Annotated in this window: 14 protein-coding genes; 1 reads left to right on the top strand and 13 read right to left on the bottom strand. The window is 31.6% G+C overall.

What is annotated here, in order from left to right; translation table 11 throughout:
- Positions 1–42 precede the first annotated feature (42 nt).
- Both WA327_RS06555 and WA327_RS06550 read right to left on the bottom strand, forming a co-directional pair.
- Positions 43–1,404, bottom strand: a complete 1,362-nt coding sequence (locus tag WA327_RS06555) for a DUF5689 domain-containing protein (protein ID WP_336067845.1) — start codon at positions 1,402–1,404, stop codon at positions 43–45.
- 39 nt (positions 1,405–1,443) lie between these two features.
- Positions 1,444–4,242, bottom strand: a complete 2,799-nt coding sequence (locus WA327_RS06550) for a carboxypeptidase regulatory-like domain-containing protein (RefSeq protein ID WP_336067842.1) — start codon at positions 4,240–4,242, stop codon at positions 1,444–1,446.
- A 141-nt stretch (positions 4,243–4,383) separates the two neighbouring features.
- Between WA327_RS06550 and WA327_RS06545 the strand changes: the two genes are divergently transcribed.
- Positions 4,384–5,475, top strand: coding sequence for an endonuclease/exonuclease/phosphatase family protein (locus tag WA327_RS06545; RefSeq protein ID WP_336067839.1), 1,092 nt, complete (start codon positions 4,384–4,386; stop codon positions 5,473–5,475).
- 52 nt (positions 5,476–5,527) lie between these two features.
- Here the strand turns inward: WA327_RS06545 and WA327_RS06540 are convergent, their stop codons facing one another.
- The 11 genes from WA327_RS06540 to uvrC form a co-directional block, all read right to left on the bottom strand.
- Entirely contained in the window at positions 5,528–5,956 is a 429-nt protein-coding gene (locus tag WA327_RS06540; protein ID WP_336067836.1) for a hypothetical protein, read from the bottom strand.
- A 103-nt stretch (positions 5,957–6,059) separates the two neighbouring features.
- Complete coding sequence (locus WA327_RS06535; RefSeq protein WP_304140564.1) at positions 6,060–7,721, bottom strand: choice-of-anchor J domain-containing protein; 1,662 nt, start codon at positions 7,719–7,721, stop codon at positions 6,060–6,062.
- A gap of 11 nt (positions 7,722–7,732) precedes the next feature.
- Complete coding sequence (locus WA327_RS06530) at positions 7,733–10,273, bottom strand: TonB-dependent receptor domain-containing protein (protein WP_336067831.1); 2,541 nt, start codon at positions 10,271–10,273, stop codon at positions 7,733–7,735.
- 167 nt (positions 10,274–10,440) lie between these two features.
- The gene (gene pgi / locus WA327_RS06525) at positions 10,441–12,084 is read right to left on the bottom strand and encodes a glucose-6-phosphate isomerase (protein WP_336067829.1); all 1,644 of its coding nucleotides are present in this window, start codon (positions 12,082–12,084) and stop codon (positions 10,441–10,443) included.
- Complete coding sequence (locus WA327_RS06520; RefSeq protein WP_336067826.1) at positions 12,084–13,406, bottom strand: peptidoglycan DD-metalloendopeptidase family protein; 1,323 nt, start codon at positions 13,404–13,406, stop codon at positions 12,084–12,086. The genes pgi and WA327_RS06520 overlap by 1 nt, the downstream gene beginning before the upstream one ends.
- The gene (locus WA327_RS06515) at positions 13,364–14,287 is read right to left on the bottom strand and encodes a tryptophan 2,3-dioxygenase family protein (RefSeq protein WP_336067823.1); all 924 of its coding nucleotides are present in this window, start codon (positions 14,285–14,287) and stop codon (positions 13,364–13,366) included. Before WA327_RS06515 ends, WA327_RS06520 begins: the two co-directional genes overlap by 43 nt.
- Before the next feature lie 3 nt (positions 14,288–14,290).
- Positions 14,291–15,070, bottom strand: coding sequence for a DUF3108 domain-containing protein (locus tag WA327_RS06510; protein ID WP_336067819.1), 780 nt, complete (start codon positions 15,068–15,070; stop codon positions 14,291–14,293).
- 145 nt (positions 15,071–15,215) lie between these two features.
- Positions 15,216–16,376 (bottom strand): 4-hydroxyphenylpyruvate dioxygenase, encoded by a 1,161-nt coding sequence (gene hppD, locus WA327_RS06505; protein ID WP_223077951.1) that lies wholly within the window; start codon positions 16,374–16,376, stop codon positions 15,216–15,218.
- A 13-nt stretch (positions 16,377–16,389) separates the two neighbouring features.
- Positions 16,390–17,544, bottom strand: a complete 1,155-nt coding sequence (locus WA327_RS06500; RefSeq protein ID WP_336067813.1) for a homogentisate 1,2-dioxygenase — start codon at positions 17,542–17,544, stop codon at positions 16,390–16,392.
- A gap of 217 nt (positions 17,545–17,761) precedes the next feature.
- On the bottom strand, positions 17,762–19,996 hold the full coding sequence (locus tag WA327_RS06495) for a patatin-like phospholipase family protein (protein ID WP_336067812.1): 2,235 nt from the start codon (positions 19,994–19,996) through the stop codon (positions 17,762–17,764).
- A complete protein-coding gene (gene uvrC / locus WA327_RS06490; protein WP_336067810.1) occupies positions 19,993–21,786 on the bottom strand; it encodes an excinuclease ABC subunit UvrC in 1,794 nt (597 codons plus the stop codon). Before uvrC ends, WA327_RS06495 begins: the two co-directional genes overlap by 4 nt.
- Positions 21,787–21,807 lie beyond the last annotated feature (21 nt).

Below are 21,807 nucleotides of genomic sequence, written 5' to 3'. Positions count from 1 at the left end.
AGATAGCAGGTTTTTTTATTTATTAAGGTTCTTAAGAATTTATTATTCTACAGTAACTTTAACATTGTCAATTTCCCAAGTAGCAGCAGCTGAACTTGTTGATGTATATTTAATTGCAACAAATAAGTTGCCTCCAGCAGCAGCAGATACATCTAAAACACCTGAATCAGTCCATGAAGACCAGCTACCTGTATTTGTATCTAATGAAGGAGACAAAGCAACCCAAGTACCATCTGTTGTAGGATCACCTCCGTTGTAATCTGTGCAATAAAACACTTCTATGTCATTACCTGAATAACGCTTTACATTTTGAAATGATAAATAAGCACTAGGTACTGAAGATAAATCTATAGGTAAAGAAATTAACCAATCTTCATTTTGTACTGCTCCTCCAGAAAAACCAGACATTGTAGCACTATCAGATGGGTTACCAAAGGTATTATAATACCATTCTTGAGCTCCTGTAACACTATAAGTTGTCCAATTATTTAAATTACCAGCAGTAAATGAATCTTGAAATAGTGGATCACATCTTAATCCATCCATTATAACATCTTCAGTACTATTTAAGTTAATAACTAAATCATAACCATCATAAGTTTTGTTAATGATGCCTGAAATTGAACCTTTACCATCAGTTGGTAATAAATTATTCTTAAAAGAAGCAAAAGTACTAGACTCTAAAGTGAAGGTAGCAGACTCAGAACAACTTTCTATAGGTCTTGAAGAATCATAATCATCAATTGGATTAACATAAGGTTGACCTTCTAAGCTAGCAGGAAACTGAACGTCTACTAATTTCACAAACATTCCTATATGAGATTCAGAAACATCAGAAAGATTTAATTCAACAGGCACTAATGTCTCTGTTATACTTGATCTAAATAAATGATTTGAAATTTGATTTGAAGTCATCTCTAAAACATCGCTATCAAAATCATCATACTGACCACCTATAGTAACAACATCATCACCTGTATTAGTTTCACCAATATATAATCCTTTTAGATAAATATATACTTCTCTTCCTTTATTAAATTGATTATAAGTATCTGCCTGATTTAAAACTACTTTTAATGTAGTTGTAGGATTTACTGGATCATCTTGTATAAAAAATTCTTTGTAAAAGTTTCCTGTTTCATCACTTGAAGAAACATAACCCTTAACAGCTATTTCTGATTCAAATTGTATTGCTTCATATTGAACAAAGTTATTTCTAACTTGTTGAATCGTTTGCAACTCAACCGTACCTGCATCTATTTTTGCTAATAAATCATTTAATTTTGCATTTTCTTCATTACCTGTTGCATTAGGTACACTAAAATCATCATCTTCTACACAAGATGTTATTGCAATAGCAAAAAACATTGATAAGATGATAGCTAAAATTTTGTTCGTTTTCATTTTAATACTGTTTTTAATTATTTTTTCTTTTTCTAATTTTTAAAATCTAAGATACACATTTACAAAGTAATTAGTACCACGTCCGTACCAATATTTAGGTCCAAAAGTTCTTTTTGTTAAAGCAACATCGTCTCTTAAAGCTCTATAATCTGCTTTACGACCTTGCTCGTAACCTCCTGTTTTATATTTTTTATCTAATAAATTACCTACACTTGCGAAGAAACCAATGTACTTATCTCCAATTTTCCATGATTTACCTCCAATTAAGTTAACAACCATATAGTTGTCAAATTTTTCTTGTCTAAGTAATTCTTTAGCTAATGTTGGATCGTAATCATTATATGGTAAACCATCTGCATCTGTATAAAAATCTGTTGATCTAGCAAGTGGACTTACGTCTACATATGCATTATCAAAGAAGTTTGCAGTAGCACCAAACCACCAGTAATCTGGATCTCTATATTCAAAACCTACAGAGTAAGCTGTTTGCGGTCCTCCTGCTACTCTATAATCTTTCATATTTGAAGTAGTTACTTCATTAAGTAGGATATCTGTATTTCCTTCGTCATTTTGAACTAAAAAGTCTTCTGAAGTTGAGTTAATATATAAATATGGGTTATTATCATAAGTATATTGTCCTACTGAAGCAGCACCTTTTAATTTAATTGTAGGTGTCACTTGAGCTTCAAGACCTAATTCAGCACCAAAATGCTTTTTATCTACTCCTGCTAATACTTCTTGAATAAATCCTGTTGTACTACCTTGAGTGAAGAAGAATGACACTTCGTTAGCATCTTCAATTTTTGTGTAGAAACCTGTTAAACGAGCTTTAACAGTTGGTGATCTAAAGATATAACTTGCATCTACAGAAGCTATTTTTTCTTCTGTAATATCAATTTCTGGTACGTTTTCACCATTTCTAACACCTACATAATCATGACTTTCTCTTGAATTAGTATATGTGTTACGGATTGAAGGAGCCTTAGTTATATATCCTCCATTAAAGTCTAATAAGTGCTTACCTGAAATTTTATAAGTAAATCCTGCTTTAGCACCTATACCTGTAAACTCTAATTTATCTCCTTTACCAAAAGAATTATCTTGTCCGTCAATAATATTATTTCCGTTTCTGTATAAACCTTCTCTTTGGTAATCTGTTTTTGTTATGCTACCTCCTAAATAGAAGTCTACTTTATTGTATTTAAATTGTGCTTGTGCAAAACCAGATAATTCGTTTACATATAAGTTATAATTATATCTAAACTTATCACCTTCGAAAGCTACATAATCAGGATTATTTTCATCAAAATAATTTTGACTAAAATTATCAATATTTAAAACTCCTGTTTGACTTCCTAATAAGTCAATAATTTCAGCAAAGTTTTCAGAATCTAATTTTTTATAGTTAACAGCTGCTGTTAAAAGTATATTTTGATTCAATTCAGAGTTTAAAATTGAATTAACTGTAAACTGTTTATTGTCATTTCTGTCTTCATATAATGCATATGCTGCATAAGATCCAGAAATATTATTAGTTAAGTTAGCATCAATAATTCTATCCCAATCAACCTGACCATCATTAATAAAGTTTTGTTCAGCTTCATAGGCACCAGCTAAATCACCATCTTCTAAGAAATAACTAGGTAGGTTTTGATAGTAAGCTGGACTTGGGTTTGCTCCACCAGTTTGGTCTATTCTACTATTACCAATTTTACCAAATTGGTAACCAACATTAGTATTTAACTTGGTTTTTTCAGAAATATCCCAATAGTGGTTTAACATTAATATAGGCTCAACAACTTCCTTTATACGAGAATTTTTCTTCTCACCGTTGTAGTATCCCCAATATTCGTTATACTTAATTCCTTTTAAGTCATAAACCTCTTGAGTATTTGGTGATGATTTACCACGTCTATTTGGTGCATAAATAGAAGTAAAGTTTAAGCTGTGCTTATCGTTTATTTTCTTTTCTACTGAAGCAAAGAATGAGTTTGCATCATATAATGTTCCGTCTTGAAAACCTTCATCTCCCCAACGTCTTCCTGCCATAATGGTGTAAGCCCAACCGTCTTCCATTAAACCAGAAGCATAACTAGCCATAACTCTATTAGTATAACTTCTATTAGAAGAAGAGTAAGTGATACGTCCACCACGTCTGTATTGAGAAGCGCGTGTATTAATATTTGTCGTTCCTAAAACTCCACCAAATGTGTAAGCTGAAGGCGCTAAACCTGTTGTTAACTCTTGATTACGAACAACGTCATTAAGTCCTCCCCAATTACTCCATTGTGGTCTACCAGTATCTTGCTTATTCATTTCGATACCGTTAATAAGCACTTTTGCATTATCAGAATCTAAACCTCTAACTCTAAAGAAAGAAGAACTAAACTCAAAAGCAGCTGTTCGCTGAAAGATATCTTGTGATGAAGATAAAAGTCCTGAGATATTATCTGCTCCACTAGTGTCATCGTTTAACTCATCATCAGATAGTGTAATGGTAAATAAATCTTGCTCATTATCAATTTTGATATTAAGCGTCATGTCTTGAATGTCTAATGTTTTTCCTTCGTTAACTACGATAGGATAACGTTTTGCTTGGTAATCATCTCTTTCAATCTTTAAGATTTGTTCTCCTAAAGGTAGGTTTTGATTAAAAACGAATTGTCCAAAACCATCTGTTTGAGTGGTTAAGTTAGACTCTTCAATTGTTACTGTTACATTTGGAATTGGTTCATTGGTAACTGCATCTTTTACGCTACCTTTTACAATAGTTTGCTGTGCAAGCATTGTAAATGTTGAAAAAACTCCAAATAAGAAAAATAAAAAACTTTTTTTCATAAGTGAATTTGTTGTTAAAACTTTGTTTTAGCATTAAATAATTATTATTTAAGGCGTGCAAATTTACATTATTTATAATAAATATCTACTTTTGGCAGGAGTTTTGTAAATAACATAACAAAAACGTAACAAACACAATTGATGAAACATTTTAATTACCTACTATTTGCGCTACTATTTACTAGTATACTAAGTGTAAATGCGCAAGAGAAAAAGAAGTTTAAAGTGCATACTGTAGCTTTTTATAATCTTGAAAATTTATTTGACACTATTAATGACCCAAATAAAAACGACGAAGCTAGTCCAATGATGGAATTAAAAGTAAACCGCACTGAAGTTTATAAGAAAAAAGTTCATAACATGGCTAGAGTTTTAGCAGATATTGGTAGCGACCTAAACCATAACTCTCCTACAGTTATTGGTGTATGTGAAATAGAAAATGTAAATGTATTAGAGGATGTAGTAAACGATCCTTTATTATTAGCCAAAGATTATGGTATTGTACATTTTGAATCTCCTGACAACCGTGGTATAGACGTTGCTCTTATTTATCAAAAAAAGTTTTTTCAAGTAACTAATAGAAGTACACATACTGTAAAAATCATTGACGACATTTCTGGTAAACGTATTAACACTAGAGACCAATTACTAGTAACTGGTGAACTTGAAGGAGAAAAAATGCACTTTATTGTAAACCATTGGCCTTCTAGAAGTGGTGGAGAAGCAAGAAGTAGACCTAAAAGAATTGCTGCAGCTAAAGTTAACAAACGCATTATAGACAGCTTACAATCTATCGATCCTTATGCCAAAATAGTTACAATGGGAGACTTAAATGATGATCCAACTAATGCGAGTGTAAAAGATGTATTAAAAGCTGAAAGAAACAAAGACAAAGTAGACTTTAAAGGTATTTATAATCCTTATATAGATATGTTTAAAAAAGAAGGCTTAGGCACAACAGCATACAGAGATGCTTGGAGTTTATTCGACCAAATCATGTTTACTAAACCTTTTTTAGAAAAAGACTATTCTAACTTTACTTTTTTTAAGGCTGGTATTTACAATAAAAAATATTTAGAAAATAAAGAAGGTCGTTATAAAGGTTATCCGTTAAGAAGCTTTTCTAATGGTAATTTTACAGACGGATTTAGTGATCACTTTCCTGTTTATATACAATTAATAAAGGAAGTAAAGGAAGATAACAAAAAAGACAAAAACAAAGAAGAGGAATAAATCTTATCTTCTTAAACATAAAAAAGGCGAGCTAATAGCTCGCCTTTTTTATTTAAAACCATGTACTCCACGGTATTTTTACCAATACTAAAATTAATGCTAAAGTATAAAATACTGCTATCGTTTTAAGTTTTTTAGCAGAAGTTAGCTTCTTTTTATGCTTAGAATATCCAATAGTAATAAAAGTAATAGCTAGTAACATAGCAACAGGATGCTCTACAGCTACATTGCGCATAGCACTATTTTTCATAATTTCTCCCATACTCATTTCTCCAAAATAATCAGAAGCAAACCATAAAATAATTCCTATTAAAAGTTGAATATGAGAAACAATTAAGGTAAACAAAGAAATTCTAAAATCTCTTGCTTCATATTCTTTATTTGTAAAGGTTTTATATAGTGCGTTTATAGTTGCGATAACAAGCATAAAAAACACTAAATATGCCCAATAAGAGTGTAACATTTTTACAGTTGAATACATATATAATTTTATTTAATTAGTTAAGGTATAAAGGTAGTAATTATATTGTATAAAAAAACCGCTTCTGATAGAAGCGGTTTTATAAATTATTTATGTAGATATTTTATTGTAACTGCCATTCTCCAGCTACTTTAATAAGTGCCATTTCTTCTGTTCCATTACTACCATCATAGATATCAAAAATCATCACATACTTTTGCTCATCTTCTGCAGTTGGATCAATTACATTATTCAATAGATCTGCGAAAACAGTTAAAAGCATATCATCACTCCAATATGCCGGGTTACTTGATCTTCTATCAAAATTACCATAATTAGCCATACTAGCTACTGGTGCTTCAAATCCTACTTCAGCAGCATAATTAGTTTCAATATAGTCAAATTCTAGTGTGCTAATTGTGTATCTAATAGTGTTATCTGGTATCCATTCTCCATCATCAAAACCAAACTGTAATGATGTTTCAATAGTAGATTGATGTGCATTCCACACTCCGCCTAAATAAGTGTATAAATTCCCTCTTATTTGCGCTCCTGATGAACTAGAGTAGTAGTCGTAGATTACAAATAATTCTTCTTCTTCCTGAGCGTAAGGGAAAGTTAATTCTAAGAATGTTGGTAAATAATTATCTGGCGAAACAGAGCTACTAAAGTTATTATATTGACCTGGTTGTCCAGAAGCTTCTCCCATTGAATCAAAATCTGCAGAACTTAAATAATAAACTCCTTCTACAGCTTCCCAAGCACCTCCAGAATACATAAAGTATTCTCCTTTAGAGTTTGTGTCACCTGTTGCTCCTAGAGTTTTTATTGCCATACTTTCTATTCTCCATCTTGCTGCGTCAGAGTTAGTCGATTCATACTTAAAAGCAACATTTATTATTTGACCATCATAAGCTGAAAAATCATAATCTTCTGATAAAATCATATCATTACTATTTCCAGCTGGAGAATTTGCTAAATTAATTTCATCCCAAGTTGCTGTAGTTACATCATTAGAGTAATCAGTTGAAACAAGGATTTTTATTAAACCTAAATCACCAGCATAATTAATTGCTTGTGAAATCTGAAATTTAAGATCACTTTCTCCACTCAAATCTATTGACGGAGATACTAACCATTCTATATTTGCTATTTGAGTTCCAAAATAACCGTTAGCTTGTACATATCCGCTTTGAGATGTCCAAACATCATCACCTCCAAATTCTTCTACTATAGTCCATCCTTCCATACTTCCTGCAAAATCATAACTAACTAAGTCCGCTAAACCTACTACAGGTGTTTCAGTATATTGATCATACTTGGCTAAAACTAATTGTCCTTCTGTTGGACTTGCGTATTGCGCATCTAACACAGTTGGTATTTGTGATGTAGCATTTACATTAGGATAAAAACCAAAAGCATCACTTCCTGCCGTAGCATAATCTGAGTTAGTAAACTCATAAACATCTGCTTGTGTAAAATCACTAACACCTTCTGCAGCTCCAATGTATAAGTTGTAAGTTACTACAACTGAGGATCCTTGACCATATAATGGATATAAATCTTCTAATAACCCAGGAATTAAATCTTTTGCTTGATCTTCAGAATCAAAACTTCCATATCCAAGTTCTAAAGTAGCATAATCTTCATCTGTTAAAGTGTATTCAAATGCTCCTACGTTTGGTTCATCTGGAATAGCGTCAATTTGCGCATTAACATCTTCTAGAGGATCACAGCTTGTAAAAGCCAGACCTGCAACTGCTAATAAATAAATTAATTTTTTCATATTCTTTTTTTTTAAAAATTAAGTTTTGCACCAACACTAAATGTTCTACCAAAACCGTAATAAACTCTTGCTGTTGTAGCATCTGATGTTCCTCCGTCAAATGCATCAGATATATAATCTGTATCAAATATGTTATTGATTCTTCCTGTTAATGAAGCATCAAAATCGCCAAACTTGAAGTTATGTCTTAAAGCAGCATCAAATACTCCATAATCAGGTACTTCCCATGCATCAGGACCAACTGTTTGTCTGTTACTAGGGTCAAAATCTGCATATAAGTTAGCAAAATAATTATAATCTACTGTAAGAGTTGTTTCTGGTGTTAAACTATAATTACCACCTAATGCAAAAGTTGTTTGTGCAGCATCACCTACATGTAAATCTTTAATAAAAATGTTTATAGGATCTCCAACTGCTTCATTCTCTTCGTTAAAAATCTGTACATTTTCAATATTATTTTGCCATCTCCAATCACCTATAGAAGCCATACCTGTTAACTTAAATTCGTCAGTAGCTCTATAAACAAAATCTAATTCAATTCCTTGGTGAATTGCGTTTACACCTAAAATATTAGCAAAATCTCTTCCTCCTGCTTGGTTAGGGAAACTGATAAATTCTGTTCTATCTTTCCAAGTAGTGTGATATATATTAACATTTGCAGATAATTTTTCGCTTCTGTATCCGTAACCTAATTCAAAACTTAATATTTTTTGGTTTTCAGCTTCATCATTTACATCTACGTTATTTCTGTTAGCGAAAACTGAGTTAAAGTAAGGTGCTCTTTCAAAATAACCCAAGTTAGCAAATACATTGTGATTTGAATCAATATTGTAGTTTGCTCCTCCTTTAGCTCCAAAACCAAAGAAGTTATATTTATCTGACTCTTGTAATGGATCTGAATCTAAGTATAGAAAACGATCTATTCTTTGATAAGAAGTATTTGAAGCGTTTACAGAGACAAATGCTGATAAATCGTTTTTAGAGTACTCTAATTGAGCAAATCCCCCTAACCAGTTTACTTTACCATCATTATCATATAAAATTTTATCTCCTACTTGAGCAAAATTATTAGGATTGTTTACGTTAGAATCGTCTAAATAATATTGTCCGCCTAATAAATCTGTTAATTCAGTAAAGTGCTTTCCTAAGTATCTTCTAAAATCAACACCTCCTAAGAATACAAGGTTTTCAGAAAGATCAGTTTTAATAGATGATAATACTCCATACCAGTTGTGATCGTTTCTAGATGCTCTTAAAATTGTTTCTGAACCATTTACTCCTAAAGCTTCATTTTCAGCTACGATTTTATCAAAATCTACAGTTCCTAAGTTTCCTATTCTATAAGCATCATCGTCATAACGGAATTTATTAACTCCACTAAATCCACCTCCACCACCAGAACCAAACGATACGTAAGCTGCTGTAGAAACAGTTGTTTTATCATTTACAGTCCAATAATGGTTTAAAGATATTTGTGGTTTGTGGTAAAAGTTATCTTCTACACTTGTTAATTGTCCTTGCTTATATCCCCAATCTGAGTTATATCTTATTCCTCTTTCGCTTTCTCTAAAAGTAGAGATTAATTGACTATTTTGTCTTTGTCCGTGTCTTTGTTTTGCACCAAAAGCAGTAAATGATAATTTATGATTTTCATTAAACTCTTTTGAAAGATTTACAAAGTAAGATACCGCATTAAAAGGTGTGCCGTCTACATATCCATCTCCATCTGTTTTAGATGCAGACACAGTAGCAGCAAACCCATTTTCCATTAATCCAGTAGAATAAGTAACTCCGAATTTTTTATAACCGTCATTTCCTAGAGTAGTATAAACATTTCCTCCTTGTTCAACGTCTGTTGTTTTAGAAATGATATTAATTGTACCTCCAACAGAAGGTACAGCTACTTTTGAAGCTCCTAAACCACGTTGTACTTGCATGCTAGAAGTTACATCTCCTAATCCTGCCCAATTTGACCAATAAACACGACCATTTTCCATATCGTTTACAGGTACACCGTTAATCATAACCGCAACGTTTTCTGAGTTAAAACCTCTTAAATTGATTCTACCATCACCATATCCACCGCCAGATTTAGTAGCATATACACCAGGCGTAGATTTTAATACTTCAGGAAATTCTTGTGTTCCTAATTTTAATTCAATTTCTTTTGCTCTAATAGTAGATACTGCGACAGGAGTTTTTCTATCTACTGCAACAGAAGCAATAATTGAAACTTCTTGTAAGCTAAATTCACTAGGTTCTAAAACTATTTCACCCAAATTTTTATCTCCATTAACCTCAAATTCTTTGTCTAAAAAGCCTACGTAAGACAAAACCACTTTAGCTGAAGTGCTTTTTGTTGTTAAAGAGAAATTTCCATCATAATCTGTTGAAGTACCGTTAGTTGTACCAGCTTCAACAACATTTACTCCTGGTAAAGGAGTTTTTGTTTCTGAGTCAAGTACCGTACCTGTTACTGTACTTTGAGCCATTGTAAATGCAGTAAACATAAATGCTACTGCTAAAAACATAAATTGAATTTTGTTTTTCATTGTGTTGAATTAAAAATTGTTTGTTTTCAAAATTTGATGCAAAAATACTACTAAATATAGATGTAACATTAACTTAATGTTAACAATATTTGCATTTTACAAAACTAAACAACTTTTAAACACCTCAACAGCTTGACATACATAGATATACATAGTTTTTTTAACAATTATTTAAGAGCCTCAAAATGATTAATAAGATTAGTTGTAGAGCTATCATGTACAGCATTATTCTCTGCTCCAAACTCACTTAAGATTTTGTTTGCTAATTGTTTCCCTAACTCAACACCAAATTGATCGTAGCTATAGATATTCCAAATAATACCTTGTACAAATATTTTATGCTCGTACATAGCGATTAACTTACCCAAACTTTCAGGTGTTAACTTATTAATAAAAATAGTGTTAGTTGGTTTGTTTCCTTCAAAAACTTTGAAAGGTGTTAGTGTTAAAATTTCTTCTTCAGATGCATTTTTTTCTTTAAACTCAGCAATAACTTCTTCTTTAGTTTTACCGTTTAATAATGCTTCTGTTTGTGCAAAGAAATTAGACATTAATTTATCTTGATGGTCTTGATTACCATGTAGTGATTGCGCAAATCCAATAAAATCTGCTGGAATTAACTTTGTACCTTGATGTATTAACTGAAAAAAGGCATGTTGCGAATTTGTACCTGGTTCTCCCCAAATAATAGTACCTGTTTGGTAATCTACTCTATTTCCGTTTCTGTCAATACTTTTACCGTTGCTTTCCATGATGCCTTGCTGAAGGTATGTTGCAAATTGGTTTAAGTATTGAGAGTATGGAATAATAGCTTCACTTTCTGCATTAAAGAAGTTGTTATACCAAATACTTAGTAAGGCTAAAATAACGGGTATATTGTTTTCAAAAGATTCACTTTTAAAATGGTTATCCATTTTATTTGCTCCTTTTAAAAGGCTATTAAAATTGTCAAACCCAACTGCTAAACTGATTGATAATCCTACTGCACTCCATAGTGAAAAACGACCGCCAACCCATTCCCACATCGGGAAAATATTATTAGCATCTATACCAAAATCTTTAACTTTTTGAATATTAGTAGACACCGCAACAAAATGTTTTGCAACATCTTCTTCTTTACCATGTTGTAAAAACCAATTTTTAATGGTGGTTGCATTTGATAATGTTTCTTGAGTTGTAAATGTCTTAGAAACAATAACAAATAAAGTAGTTTCTGGGTTTAGTTTTTTTATAACTTCATTAACATGATCGCCATCTACATTACTTACAAAATGTGTTGTTAAATGATTTTTATAATATTGAAGTGAATCTACAACCATTGCTGGACCTAAATCGCTTCCACCAATACCTATATTTACAACATCTGTAAACGCTTTACCAGTATATCCCTTTAATTCGCCCGAAGTGACTTGATTGGTAAATTTTTCAATTTTTGATTTTACAGCAAAAACTTCTGGCATTACATTAACACCATTTACCTTAAAAACAGCGTCTTTATCTGCTCTTAATGCAGTATGTAAAACAGCTCTTCCTTCAGTTTTGTTTATAGTTTCACCGTTAAACTGAGCATTAATTGCTTCTTCTAACTTACAATCTTCTGCAAGTTGTAAAAGGTGTTTTAGGGTTTCTTCAGTAATTCTATTTTTTGAAAAATCTACATAAAAATCTTCCCATTTAATGGTTAGATTATTTGCTCTGTTTGCATCATTTGCAAACAAATCTTTCATTTTTAAATCTTTTACTTGATCAAAGTGCTGTTGTAAATTTTTCCAAGCGTCTGTAGTTGTTGGATTAATTGTAGGTAATGCCATTATTTGGTACATGTAATTGCGTTATCTTGATTGGTTTTTATATCTAAAACCTGTTCTTCGGTTTCAATAGGATAATCATATTCTATATTATCTAATTGAATTTTTATAGGTTTTATAAAGTCTAAATATTCTGCTTTTAAGCTGTCCGAAATAGGCTCGGCTTCTGGTAATTTTTGTTTGAAAGGATCTACTTGTTTTCCGTTTTTCCAGAAACGATAGCAAACATGCGGACCAGATGTGTTACCTGTCATCCCAACATAGCCAATAATGTCTCCCTGTTTTACAAAATCACCAACTTTTACCGCACGATTACGCATGTGTAAATATTGTGTTGTGTAAGTTGAATTATGTTTAACTTTTACATAATTACCATTACCGCCACGCTTTGCAGATTCTATAACAGTTCCGTTTGCAGTAGAACGAATTGGCGTACCAATATCTGCAGCAAAATCGGTGCCTTTATGTGGTCTTACTCGGTTTCCGTAAAGTGCTATTCTTCGGTTTAAATTATATCTAGATGAAATACGTTTGTATTCTACTGGTGCTTTTAAAAAGGCGCGACGAAGGTTTTTTGCGTCTTCAGAAAAATAGTCTTTTAATCCTTTTACTGTATCAGTTTCAAACTCGAACGCATAAAAAGGTTCTCCTTTATGCTCAAAATACGCTGCTTTTATATTGTCTATTCCAGCGTAGATGCTGTCGTCTATATATTTTTCGGTATAAATTACTTTGAATTTATCGTTTTTTTGAAGTCTAAAAAAGTCTATTGTCCAAGCATAAACATCACTCATTTTATAAGCTAAAATGACGCTTTTTCCTTGTTTATCTAATGCTTCTGAAATGTTAGATTCTATAATTCCTGAAACTTCCTTTTCAACATATTTTATAGGTTTTGTTGAAGAATATGCGTGTATTGAATCTTGAAAATTAACAACTACATAATCTGTTTTTGTAGGCTGATAGATGAAACATTTTGGTTCTTGTAAAGAATCGTTAGAACATAATAAAGTATAAGGCTTACCTATTTGTAGCTTGGTAATATCAAAACTGTCTTTTGTTAGCTGTGCTATTTGAAAGATTTTTGAGTAGTCTATTTGATTACGTTGTAGGATTTCTCCAAAACTATCTCCTTTTCTAATCGTATCTCTTTTTACAAAGTAATCTTTAAGGTTAAAACCAAATTCATAAACCTCTTCTGGTTCTATAACCTCAACGGTTTGTATAGGTTCTTTTACTTCATTTTTACAAGCTATGCTTAGTAATACTAAAGAGAATAATACTAAACATTTTTGCCCCAATCTTCTAACTCTTTCTCGCTCCATAAGTCTGGAAAAAATATTCTTCTTTGATATTTTGGATGCATGTATTTTACCCATTCGCTTCCTCCTGTTGCTTCTGCTGTTTTTCCGCCTATATTTAAATAATGTTTTGCGGTGTTATAATGTGCCATTACCCAAGTGATGTTTACGGTATAATCGTAATGGCGCATGGCTTTTATTAAACCTTTGTCTTCTTTAACATTTTGTGGCAAACTTTTAAAAATAGTCCACAAATTGTGTGTGTTATAGAATTCTGCAAATCTAATAAATTCGTCTTTGTATTTTTGCTCGAAAACTGTTAATGTATAACTTTTTTTACCGGTTTTGTAGTCTTTTCCTGCTGCTTGCCAATATAAATGTTCAAAAGCGTGCTCAAAAGAGGTGTTTCTGTCAATAGTTTCTCTAAAACGGTTATCTATTAAGTTTATCAACTCGGTAGAAGCAAATTCTATTTTTCTGTATTGTGCCGATTGAAAACCGCTAGCTGGTGTAAGCGTATTTCTAAACTTATTGTATTGTTCTATATCCATACCGTCTTTCATCACGGTAAAAGATGACGTTAACACATCAAAGTAACGACTAATACGCATTATTTTAGTTTCGAAAAAAGATGCTGTTATGTCCTTTTTATTAGCTACTTGGTCTATTTCCCAAAGTATCATTTTAAACAACAACTCATTAACCTGATGGTAAAGTATAAACACCATCTCGTCTGGTAATGTTGAGCGTTTTATTTGTAAATTTAATAGCGCATCGGTCTGGATGTAATCCCAATAATCTATAGGCTTGCTATGTAGCAAGCCTTCTAGATGTGTGTTTAGATTTTGATCTAAATCTGAATATTTTTTATCTAATTGGTCTATAATTTTTTGGTCAGCACTCATGGATTAATTGTCTACTATTATTTTAAATTGATGCTTTAGCCCTTTAAAAGCCTCTAAATCTGCTCTTAATGATCCTACAGCAAGGTCTGCTTTGATGCGCAAAGGTATTTTATTTTTATCATTAGATACCCAAAGTGTTAAACTTTCTTCTTCTTTAAATACACGACCAGCCATTACATAGGGTCTAAATATTAAAGCATCTACTTCTCCAAATTTTGTATCTAAATTTTCTCTTCCTAAATACTTCAGCTTAAAACCATAATTTTCTTCGTCAAAAAACATATCTAACTTAACCTCATCGCCTACTTTTAAGTTTTTGGTACCTATATTATTTCTTAAATAATAAAAAGTTGACACCATATCTTGGATGTTTGGTTTTGTAGTGAATGTTTTTTTTGTGTCATGTTTTTTATTGTAAACTAAAGCTTCCTTTTTTTCTTGATCAAAAGTAATTTCTATATCTTTTTTATGTCCACCTTCATCTATTTTTCTAATGAATTTATATGGTATTATAGACTTTTTATCGAAATAACTTTCGTAGCGATCTTGCACTTTAAAAAACCATTTAATTGCTCCTGTTGTCCAACCTTTTCCAACAACATGATATACTGGCTTTCCATCTAAAACAGTCTCATTAACTTGAAGTGTGGCATTACCTGCTTTTAAAAATCCGCTATAGCTCATTTTAAATTTAAACCATTCGCCGGTTTTAAAAGAAGACTCTTGCGCATTTGTTATTTGTAATGCTAAAAGGAATACTATAATTGGTAAAATCTTTTTCATAACATATTGTATTTATAACACTTAATTAGGTTAAGCATAATTGTTTAACCATTGTATTACAATTACTATTCCAAAAATATAAAACAAAAAAATGCCATCTTCATATTTGATGGCATTTTTTTATCATTAAACGGTAAAACTTTTGTTAAAGTGTACCTCTTTTTGCTTGCTCTCTTTCGATAGACTCAAACAAGGCTTTAAAGTTACCTGCTCCAAAACCACGTGCACCCATACGTTGGATAATTTCGAAGAATAATGTTGGCCTGTCTTCTACTGGTTTTGTGAAAATTTGAAGTAGATATCCTTCATCATCGGCATCTATCATAATACCTAAACCTCTAAGTGTTTCGATATCTTCTCTTAGCTCGTGACTAAATTCTTCTAATCTTCCTGGTACTGCTTTATAATATTCTTCTGGTGGCGTTGATAAAAACTCTACACCTCTTGCTTTTAATTGTGATACTGTTGTAATAATATCGTCTGTTGCAACAGCTATATGTTGCACACCTGGTCCTTCGTAAAAGTCTAAATATTCTTCAATTTGAGAACGTTTTATACCTTCGGCTGGCTCATTGATAGGGAATTTTATACGACCGTTACCATTACTCATCACTTTACTCATTAAAGCAGAATATTCAGTATGAATTTGTTTGTCATCAAAAGATAAAAAGTTAACAAATCCCATTACATCTTCGTACCATTTTACCCAAGTATTCATTTCTCCCCAACCTACATTTCCTACCATATGGTCTATGTATTTTAGACCTACTGGTTCTGGATTGTAATCGCTTTCCCATTTTTCGAAACCAGGTAAAAATTGTCCGTTGTAGTTTTTACGTTCTACAAACATATGTACGGTTTCTCCGTAGGTATAAATACCTGCTCTAACTACTTCACCAAATTCGTCTTTTTCAACCGTCGGTTCCATAAAAGATTTTGCACCTCGTTTTGTAGTTTCTTCATAAGATTTTCTGGCGTCTTCAACCCAAAGCGCTACAACCTTTACACCATCACCGTGTTTAACAATATGGTCATTAATTGGTGATTTGCTGTTTAAAGGTGTTGTTAAAACAAGTCTTATTTTGTCTTGTTTTAAAACATAACTTACAGACTCTTTAGATCCTGTTTCTAATCCTTTATAAGCATAAGATTGAAATCCAAATGCTGTTTTATAAAAATGTGCTGCTTGTTTTGCGTTACCTACGTAAAACTCTACGTAATCTGTACCTAAAAGCGGAAGAAAATCTTGCGCGCCATCAAATATTTTTTCTAAACCGTAATCTACTGATTTTATTTCTTTACTCATTGTTTGTCTTTATTTATAACCAAGATTTAAAATAATCTTCGTCTGCTATTTTTAATGCTTCTTCTGTTACTTGTAACGGTTTAAATGTGTCAACCATTACTGCTAATTCGTCTGTTTTAACTTTTCCTATGCTTCGTTCTACAGCACCAGGATGTGGACCATGCGGAATACCTGCTGGATGCAAACTAATGTGACCTGCATCAATATCATTACGGCTCATAAAATCTCCGTCTACGTAATATAACACCTCATCACTATCAATATTACTATGATTATATGGTGCTGGGATTGATTCTGGATGATAATCATATAATCTTGGCACAAAACTACAAACTACAAACGCATCGGTTTCAAAAGTTTGATGTACTGGTGGCGGTTGATGTATACGTCCTGTTATTGGCTCAAAATCATGTATTGAAAAAGCATACGGATAGTTAAAACCATCGTAACCAACAACATCAAAAGGATGAGTAGCGTAGACCATATCAAAAATATCATCTTGTTTTTTCACTTTAATTAAAAACTCTCCTTCTTCGTCGTAAGTTTCTAATTCTTGAGGTTGACGTAAGTCACGCTCGCAAAATGGCGAATGTTCTAATAATTGTCCAAACCAATTTCGATAGCGTTTTGGCGTGTAAATTGGTCTTCTAGATTCGACAATAAACAATCTATTATCTTCTGTATCAAAATCTAATTTGTAAATTATTCCTCTTGGAACTAAAAGATAATCTCCGTATTTAAAGTCTAAATTACCTAACATAGTGCGCAACTTACCCGTTCCTTTGTGAATAAAAATAAGCTCGTCTGCATCTGTGTTTTTATAGAAATAATCTTTTGTAGATTGTTTAGGTGCCGATAGTAAAATGTTACAATCACTATTGGTTAAAACTGTTTTACGGCTTTCTAAATAATCATTTTCGGGTTTTACCTGAAAGCCTCTAAATCTATAGGATTGTATATTATTAGCTTTAGCAATTTTTGGCGCTACACTATATTGCTTTTTTATAGCTTTTACCTTTGTTGGCGGATGCTCGTGATATGAATTTGTAGACATACCATCAAACCCTATTGTACCAAATAATTGCTCTGAATAAAGAGAACCATCAGGTTTTCTAAATTGTGTGTGTCGTTTAGGCGGTATCTTGCCTAATTTATGATAAAATGGCATTGTTTGATATTTTTATTAATGAAATATTAGACTAATGTCTAATTGTTTGTTAGCTAAGTTAGAAGAATACTATTCTGGATTTCTTTTAATAAGAAATTTTAAGTGAGATAATAAATGCATCCAAATGGTATTCATATATTTCAAATATCGTATTTTTTTTAGAGTTTTGAAAGTCTTTTTTGTTAAGTTTAAACAAACTGATTTTCAAAAACTTAATCTAAAACCAGTATCCTAAATTAAAAAACCAAAATCCCTTTTTTGTATCTGGAGAGAATGTGTATTTGGCTTCTACTGGACCCAAAAATGTTTCTAAAGAGTATCCGACAGCGTAACCAGAATATTCTGGCCAAGATAGCCAATCTCCGTCATCAAACAACCTATCTTCTACATTGGCATAATTTGCAGCCAAAATAATGTGGTTTTTTGGGATGAAATTGTAATCTAAAGTAACAGATCCTTTTATGTATGAATCTGCTGCTATTGAGAAAAAATCATATCCATAAAATGGCTTAAAATTGTTTATAAGGTCATTGCCATATCCACCTAAAACAAAGTCTAAAAATCTATTTGCTTTTGGGTTAATCTTAAAACCACCATTTGAAGTTACATTAAAAGATAGTTTATCTGTTGCTCTAAAAGCATAACCTACTTCTGCTTTTAAGATTGAAAAAGGCGAAAAATCTCCTCCAAAATCTGATGAATATAAGTAGTAATTACCTTGTGCATTAAAGTACATTCCTCTTGTAGGAAAGTATTTGCTATCATAAGAATCAAACTTAAGACTACCAAAAACACTTAAATAATTACTATTTTCAAAAACAGTTTCTTCTTCATTTTCTTCAGTAATAATTGTTTCTGTTTTTACTTTTAGTTTTTTATGTTCTCCTCCTATTGTGAAAACTAAATCGTTTCTAAATAAAGTCTGAAAAAAAAGTTGATTGGTAAAGTCTGTTAACTCTGCATTAATTTTATTTACACCTGCGCTTGCTATTTCTCCTTCAGATAAAAAAGCTGATGATACTACTCCATTTTCAAATTCATTAAATCTAGAACTTACACCAATACTCCAATAAATACCTTTATCTATAAAATAATCAAAATTGTATCTTACATGATCGCCAACAATAAAATCTAAAGAAACCACGTCATTTTTTAATAAGAACTGCTTTTTAGTAATATTTGCTAAAATGGCACTTTTATATAAATCGTCGTAATGTAAAGCAAACTTTAAGAAAGTAGTTTTTTTAGACTCTCTTACTTTAGTTATTAACTTATAACCATCATTTTCTTCTGGTTTAAGCTCATAAAAGAAATTATCAAAGTTATTAGTAGCCACTAAATTATTTGCTCCCAAAGTAAGATCTTTATAAGCTATTTTAGAATATGGTCTTAACTGGAGTTTACCTAACACATAAGACCTGGTGTATTTTTCTAAACCGTGAGTTTCTATATAATTAAGCCTTATACTATCCGGAGATTTTTGTACTTGTGTTTTTATTCTTGGTTTAATCTGTTTGCCTTTTAATCGATTTAGTTGTTCTAAATTTTGCAAAGCTGCTTTTTCTCCATTATCAATAATCTCTCTTCCATCATCAAAAGAGACAACTGTAAATTTAGATATATCTGGTTTAATGTATATGTCTGTTTCTTCAGACTTTTTAACCATATCATTTATGGTTCTAAAATTATTTATTTGAAATAATATTGCTGGTGCAGAAGATAAATCTGTACGATTTGCTAAACCATCTTGTACATCTACGCCAATAATTATATCCATTCCTTTAGCTCTTAACTCTTCTATAGGATAGTTATTGACTACTCCACCATCTATTAATAATTGATCTTTAATTAAAACCGGTTCAAATAATGAAGGAAAAGCGCCGCTTGCTTTAACTGCTTGTGCTAAATTACCTTTATCTAGCACAACTTGTTTACCAGTTTCTACATCTGTTGCGATACAGAAAAAAGGTATAGGAAGCTCACTAAAATCTTTTTTATTACAAACATTAATTAAAAGCTTACTTAATAAATTAAAAGTGTTTTGTCCTTTTGATAATGCTGAAGGTAATTTCATTTTAAAATCATCAAAAGGTAAAGAGATAGCGTACCTTTCAGAAACTTCTCTTTCGTAATTAGATTTTGCTTCTCTTGGTAGTTTATCTGTAATTATGTTATCAAAATTTACCTTATCAAAAATTGAATCTAACTCTTTTCCTGAATAACCCGACGCGTAAAGAGAACCTACGATTGCACCCATACTAGTACCTGCAACATAATCTACTCTAATCCCTAAGCTATCTATAACTTTTAACGCACCAATATGCGCTAAACCTTTAGCACCGCCACCACTTAAAACTAAGCCAATTTTTGGTTCTTTTGGTATTTTTTCTTGTGCTTTAATTACTGTATTTACAGATAATAATAGTAAAATAGCGATGATAAATGGTTTCATTCTTTATGGTAATGGTTGTAAATTTTTGATGCTCTAGATACGCCTACTACTTCTTCTAACTCATCTAGTTTTGCATTAGCTATTCTTTTGGTTGATTTAAATTTTTTAAGTAACTCTACAATAGTTTTTTCGCCAATACCTGGTATCGTATCTAAAGCACTATTTAACGCATTTTTGCTTCGTCTATTGCGGTGATGCTCTATACCAAATCTATGAGCTTCGTTACGTAATTGTTGTATAATCTTTAGCGTTTCGCTTTTTTTATCTAAATATAACGGAATTGGATCGTTTGGATAAAATAATTCTTCTAAACGTTTTGCAATTCCGATAATGGCAATTTTTCCTCTTAACCCTAATAGATCTAAACTTTTTAATGCTGAAGATAATTGTCCTTTTCCTCCATCTATTATTATTAACTGCGGTAACGGTTGTTCTTCTTCTAATAACCGCTTGTAACGACGGAAAACGACTTCTTCCATAGATGCAAAATCGTCTGGTCCTTCTACTGTTTTAATATTAAAATGACGATAATCTTTTTTACTCGGTTTGCCATTTTTAAAGACAACGCAAGCCGCAACTGGATTAGTCCCTTGTATGTTGGAGTTATCAAAACACTCAATATGTCTTGGCTCTTCAGATAATCTTAAATCGGCTTTCATTTGCGCCATTATCCTATTAGCGTGACGATCTGGATCTGTGATCTTTATTTGTTTAAAACGCTCCATTCTATAATACTTTGCGTTTCTTAAAGACAGATCTAAAATGTGTTTTTTATCGCCTAATTGTGGCACAGTAACTTTTATTTCTTCACCAATATTTACATCAAAAGGTACGTAAATTTCTTTTGATTTTGAGTTGAAACGTTCTCTTATTTCAACTATTGCTAATTCTAATAATTCTTTATCGGTTTCGTCTAACTTTTTCTTTATTTCTAAAGTGTGTGAACGAATGATGGATCCATAAGATATCTGAAGGAAATTAATATACCCAAAACTCTCATCACTAACAATAGAAAACACATCTACATTGCTTATTCTTGGGTTTATAATTGTAGATTTTGCTTGATAATTTTCTAAAACTTCTATTTTTTCTTTGATACGTTGTGCATCTTCAAACTGCATTTTCTCAGCATAGGTTTTCATCTGCTGTTTAAATTGGCCTAAAGAGTCTTTAAAGTTTCCTTTTATTATTTCGCGAATTGCCTTTATATTTTCTTGATAATGGTCTTCGGTTTGATAGCCTTCACAAGGACCTTGACAGTTTCCTAAATGATACTCTAAACATACTTTATACTTGCCGTCTTCAATTTTATCTTCGGCTAAATCGTAGTTACAAGTTCGTAATTGATACAATCCTTTTATTAGATCTAATAAGGTATGAACTGTTTTCATACTTGTGTAAGGTCCAAAATACTCACTACCATCTTTTATTAAACGACGTGTTGGAAACACACGCGGAAAGCGTTCATTTTTTATACAAATCCAAGGATAAGATTTATCGTCCTTTAGTAATACATTATAACGCGGTTTATGCTTTTTTATCAGATTGTTTTCTAACAACAAAGCATCCGTTTCAGTTTCAACAACAATAAATTTGATGTCTGCAATTCGTTTTACTAAAACTCGGGTTTTACCACTATCATGTGTTTTTGTAAAGTAAGAACTAACACGTTTTTTAAGATTTTTTGCTTTACCAACATAAATTATATTACCTTCTTTGTCATAATACTGATAGACACCAGCAGACTCTGGAATGGTTTTTAATTGAATATCTAAGTTGGTTTTACTCATAAAAATTAGTAAAATGGGTAT

Source organism: Mesoflavibacter sp. CH_XMU1404-2, assembly GCF_037029465.1.
GTDB lineage: Bacteria > Bacteroidota > Bacteroidia > Flavobacteriales > Flavobacteriaceae > Mesoflavibacter.
This window is presented reverse-complemented; position numbering and strand designations above follow the sequence as displayed.

Coding starts and splice junctions, on each gene's coding strand:
- WA327_RS06550 (WP_336067842.1), bottom strand. CDS start 4,242: ATGAAAAAAAGTTTTTTATTTTTCTTATTTGGAGTTTTTTCAACATTT.
- WA327_RS06555 (WP_336067845.1), bottom strand. CDS start 1,404: ATGAAAACGAACAAAATTTTAGCTATCATCTTATCAATGTTTTTTGCT.
- WA327_RS06510 (WP_336067819.1), bottom strand. CDS start 15,070: ATGAAAAAGATTTTACCAATTATAGTATTCCTTTTAGCATTACAAATA.
- WA327_RS06530 (WP_336067831.1), bottom strand. CDS start 10,273: ATGAAAAACAAAATTCAATTTATGTTTTTAGCAGTAGCATTTATGTTT.
- WA327_RS06515 (WP_336067823.1), bottom strand. CDS start 14,287: ATGAGTGCTGACCAAAAAATTATAGACCAATTAGATAAAAAATATTCA.
- pgi (WP_336067829.1), bottom strand. CDS start 12,084: ATGGCATTACCTACAATTAATCCAACAACTACAGACGCTTGGAAAAAT.
- WA327_RS06540 (WP_336067836.1), bottom strand. CDS start 5,956: ATGTATTCAACTGTAAAAATGTTACACTCTTATTGGGCATATTTAGTG.
- WA327_RS06545 (WP_336067839.1), top strand. CDS start 4,384: ATGAAACATTTTAATTACCTACTATTTGCGCTACTATTTACTAGTATA.
- hppD (WP_223077951.1), bottom strand. CDS start 16,376: ATGAGTAAAGAAATAAAATCAGTAGATTACGGTTTAGAAAAAATATTT.
- uvrC (WP_336067810.1), bottom strand. CDS start 21,786: ATGAGTAAAACCAACTTAGATATTCAATTAAAAACCATTCCAGAGTCT.
- WA327_RS06495 (WP_336067812.1), bottom strand. CDS start 19,996: ATGAAACCATTTATCATCGCTATTTTACTATTATTATCTGTAAATACA.
- WA327_RS06500 (WP_336067813.1), bottom strand. CDS start 17,544: ATGCCATTTTATCATAAATTAGGCAAGATACCGCCTAAACGACACACA.
- WA327_RS06520 (WP_336067826.1), bottom strand. CDS start 13,406: ATGGAGCGAGAAAGAGTTAGAAGATTGGGGCAAAAATGTTTAGTATTA.
- WA327_RS06535 (WP_304140564.1), bottom strand. CDS start 7,721: ATGAAAAAATTAATTTATTTATTAGCAGTTGCAGGTCTGGCTTTTACA.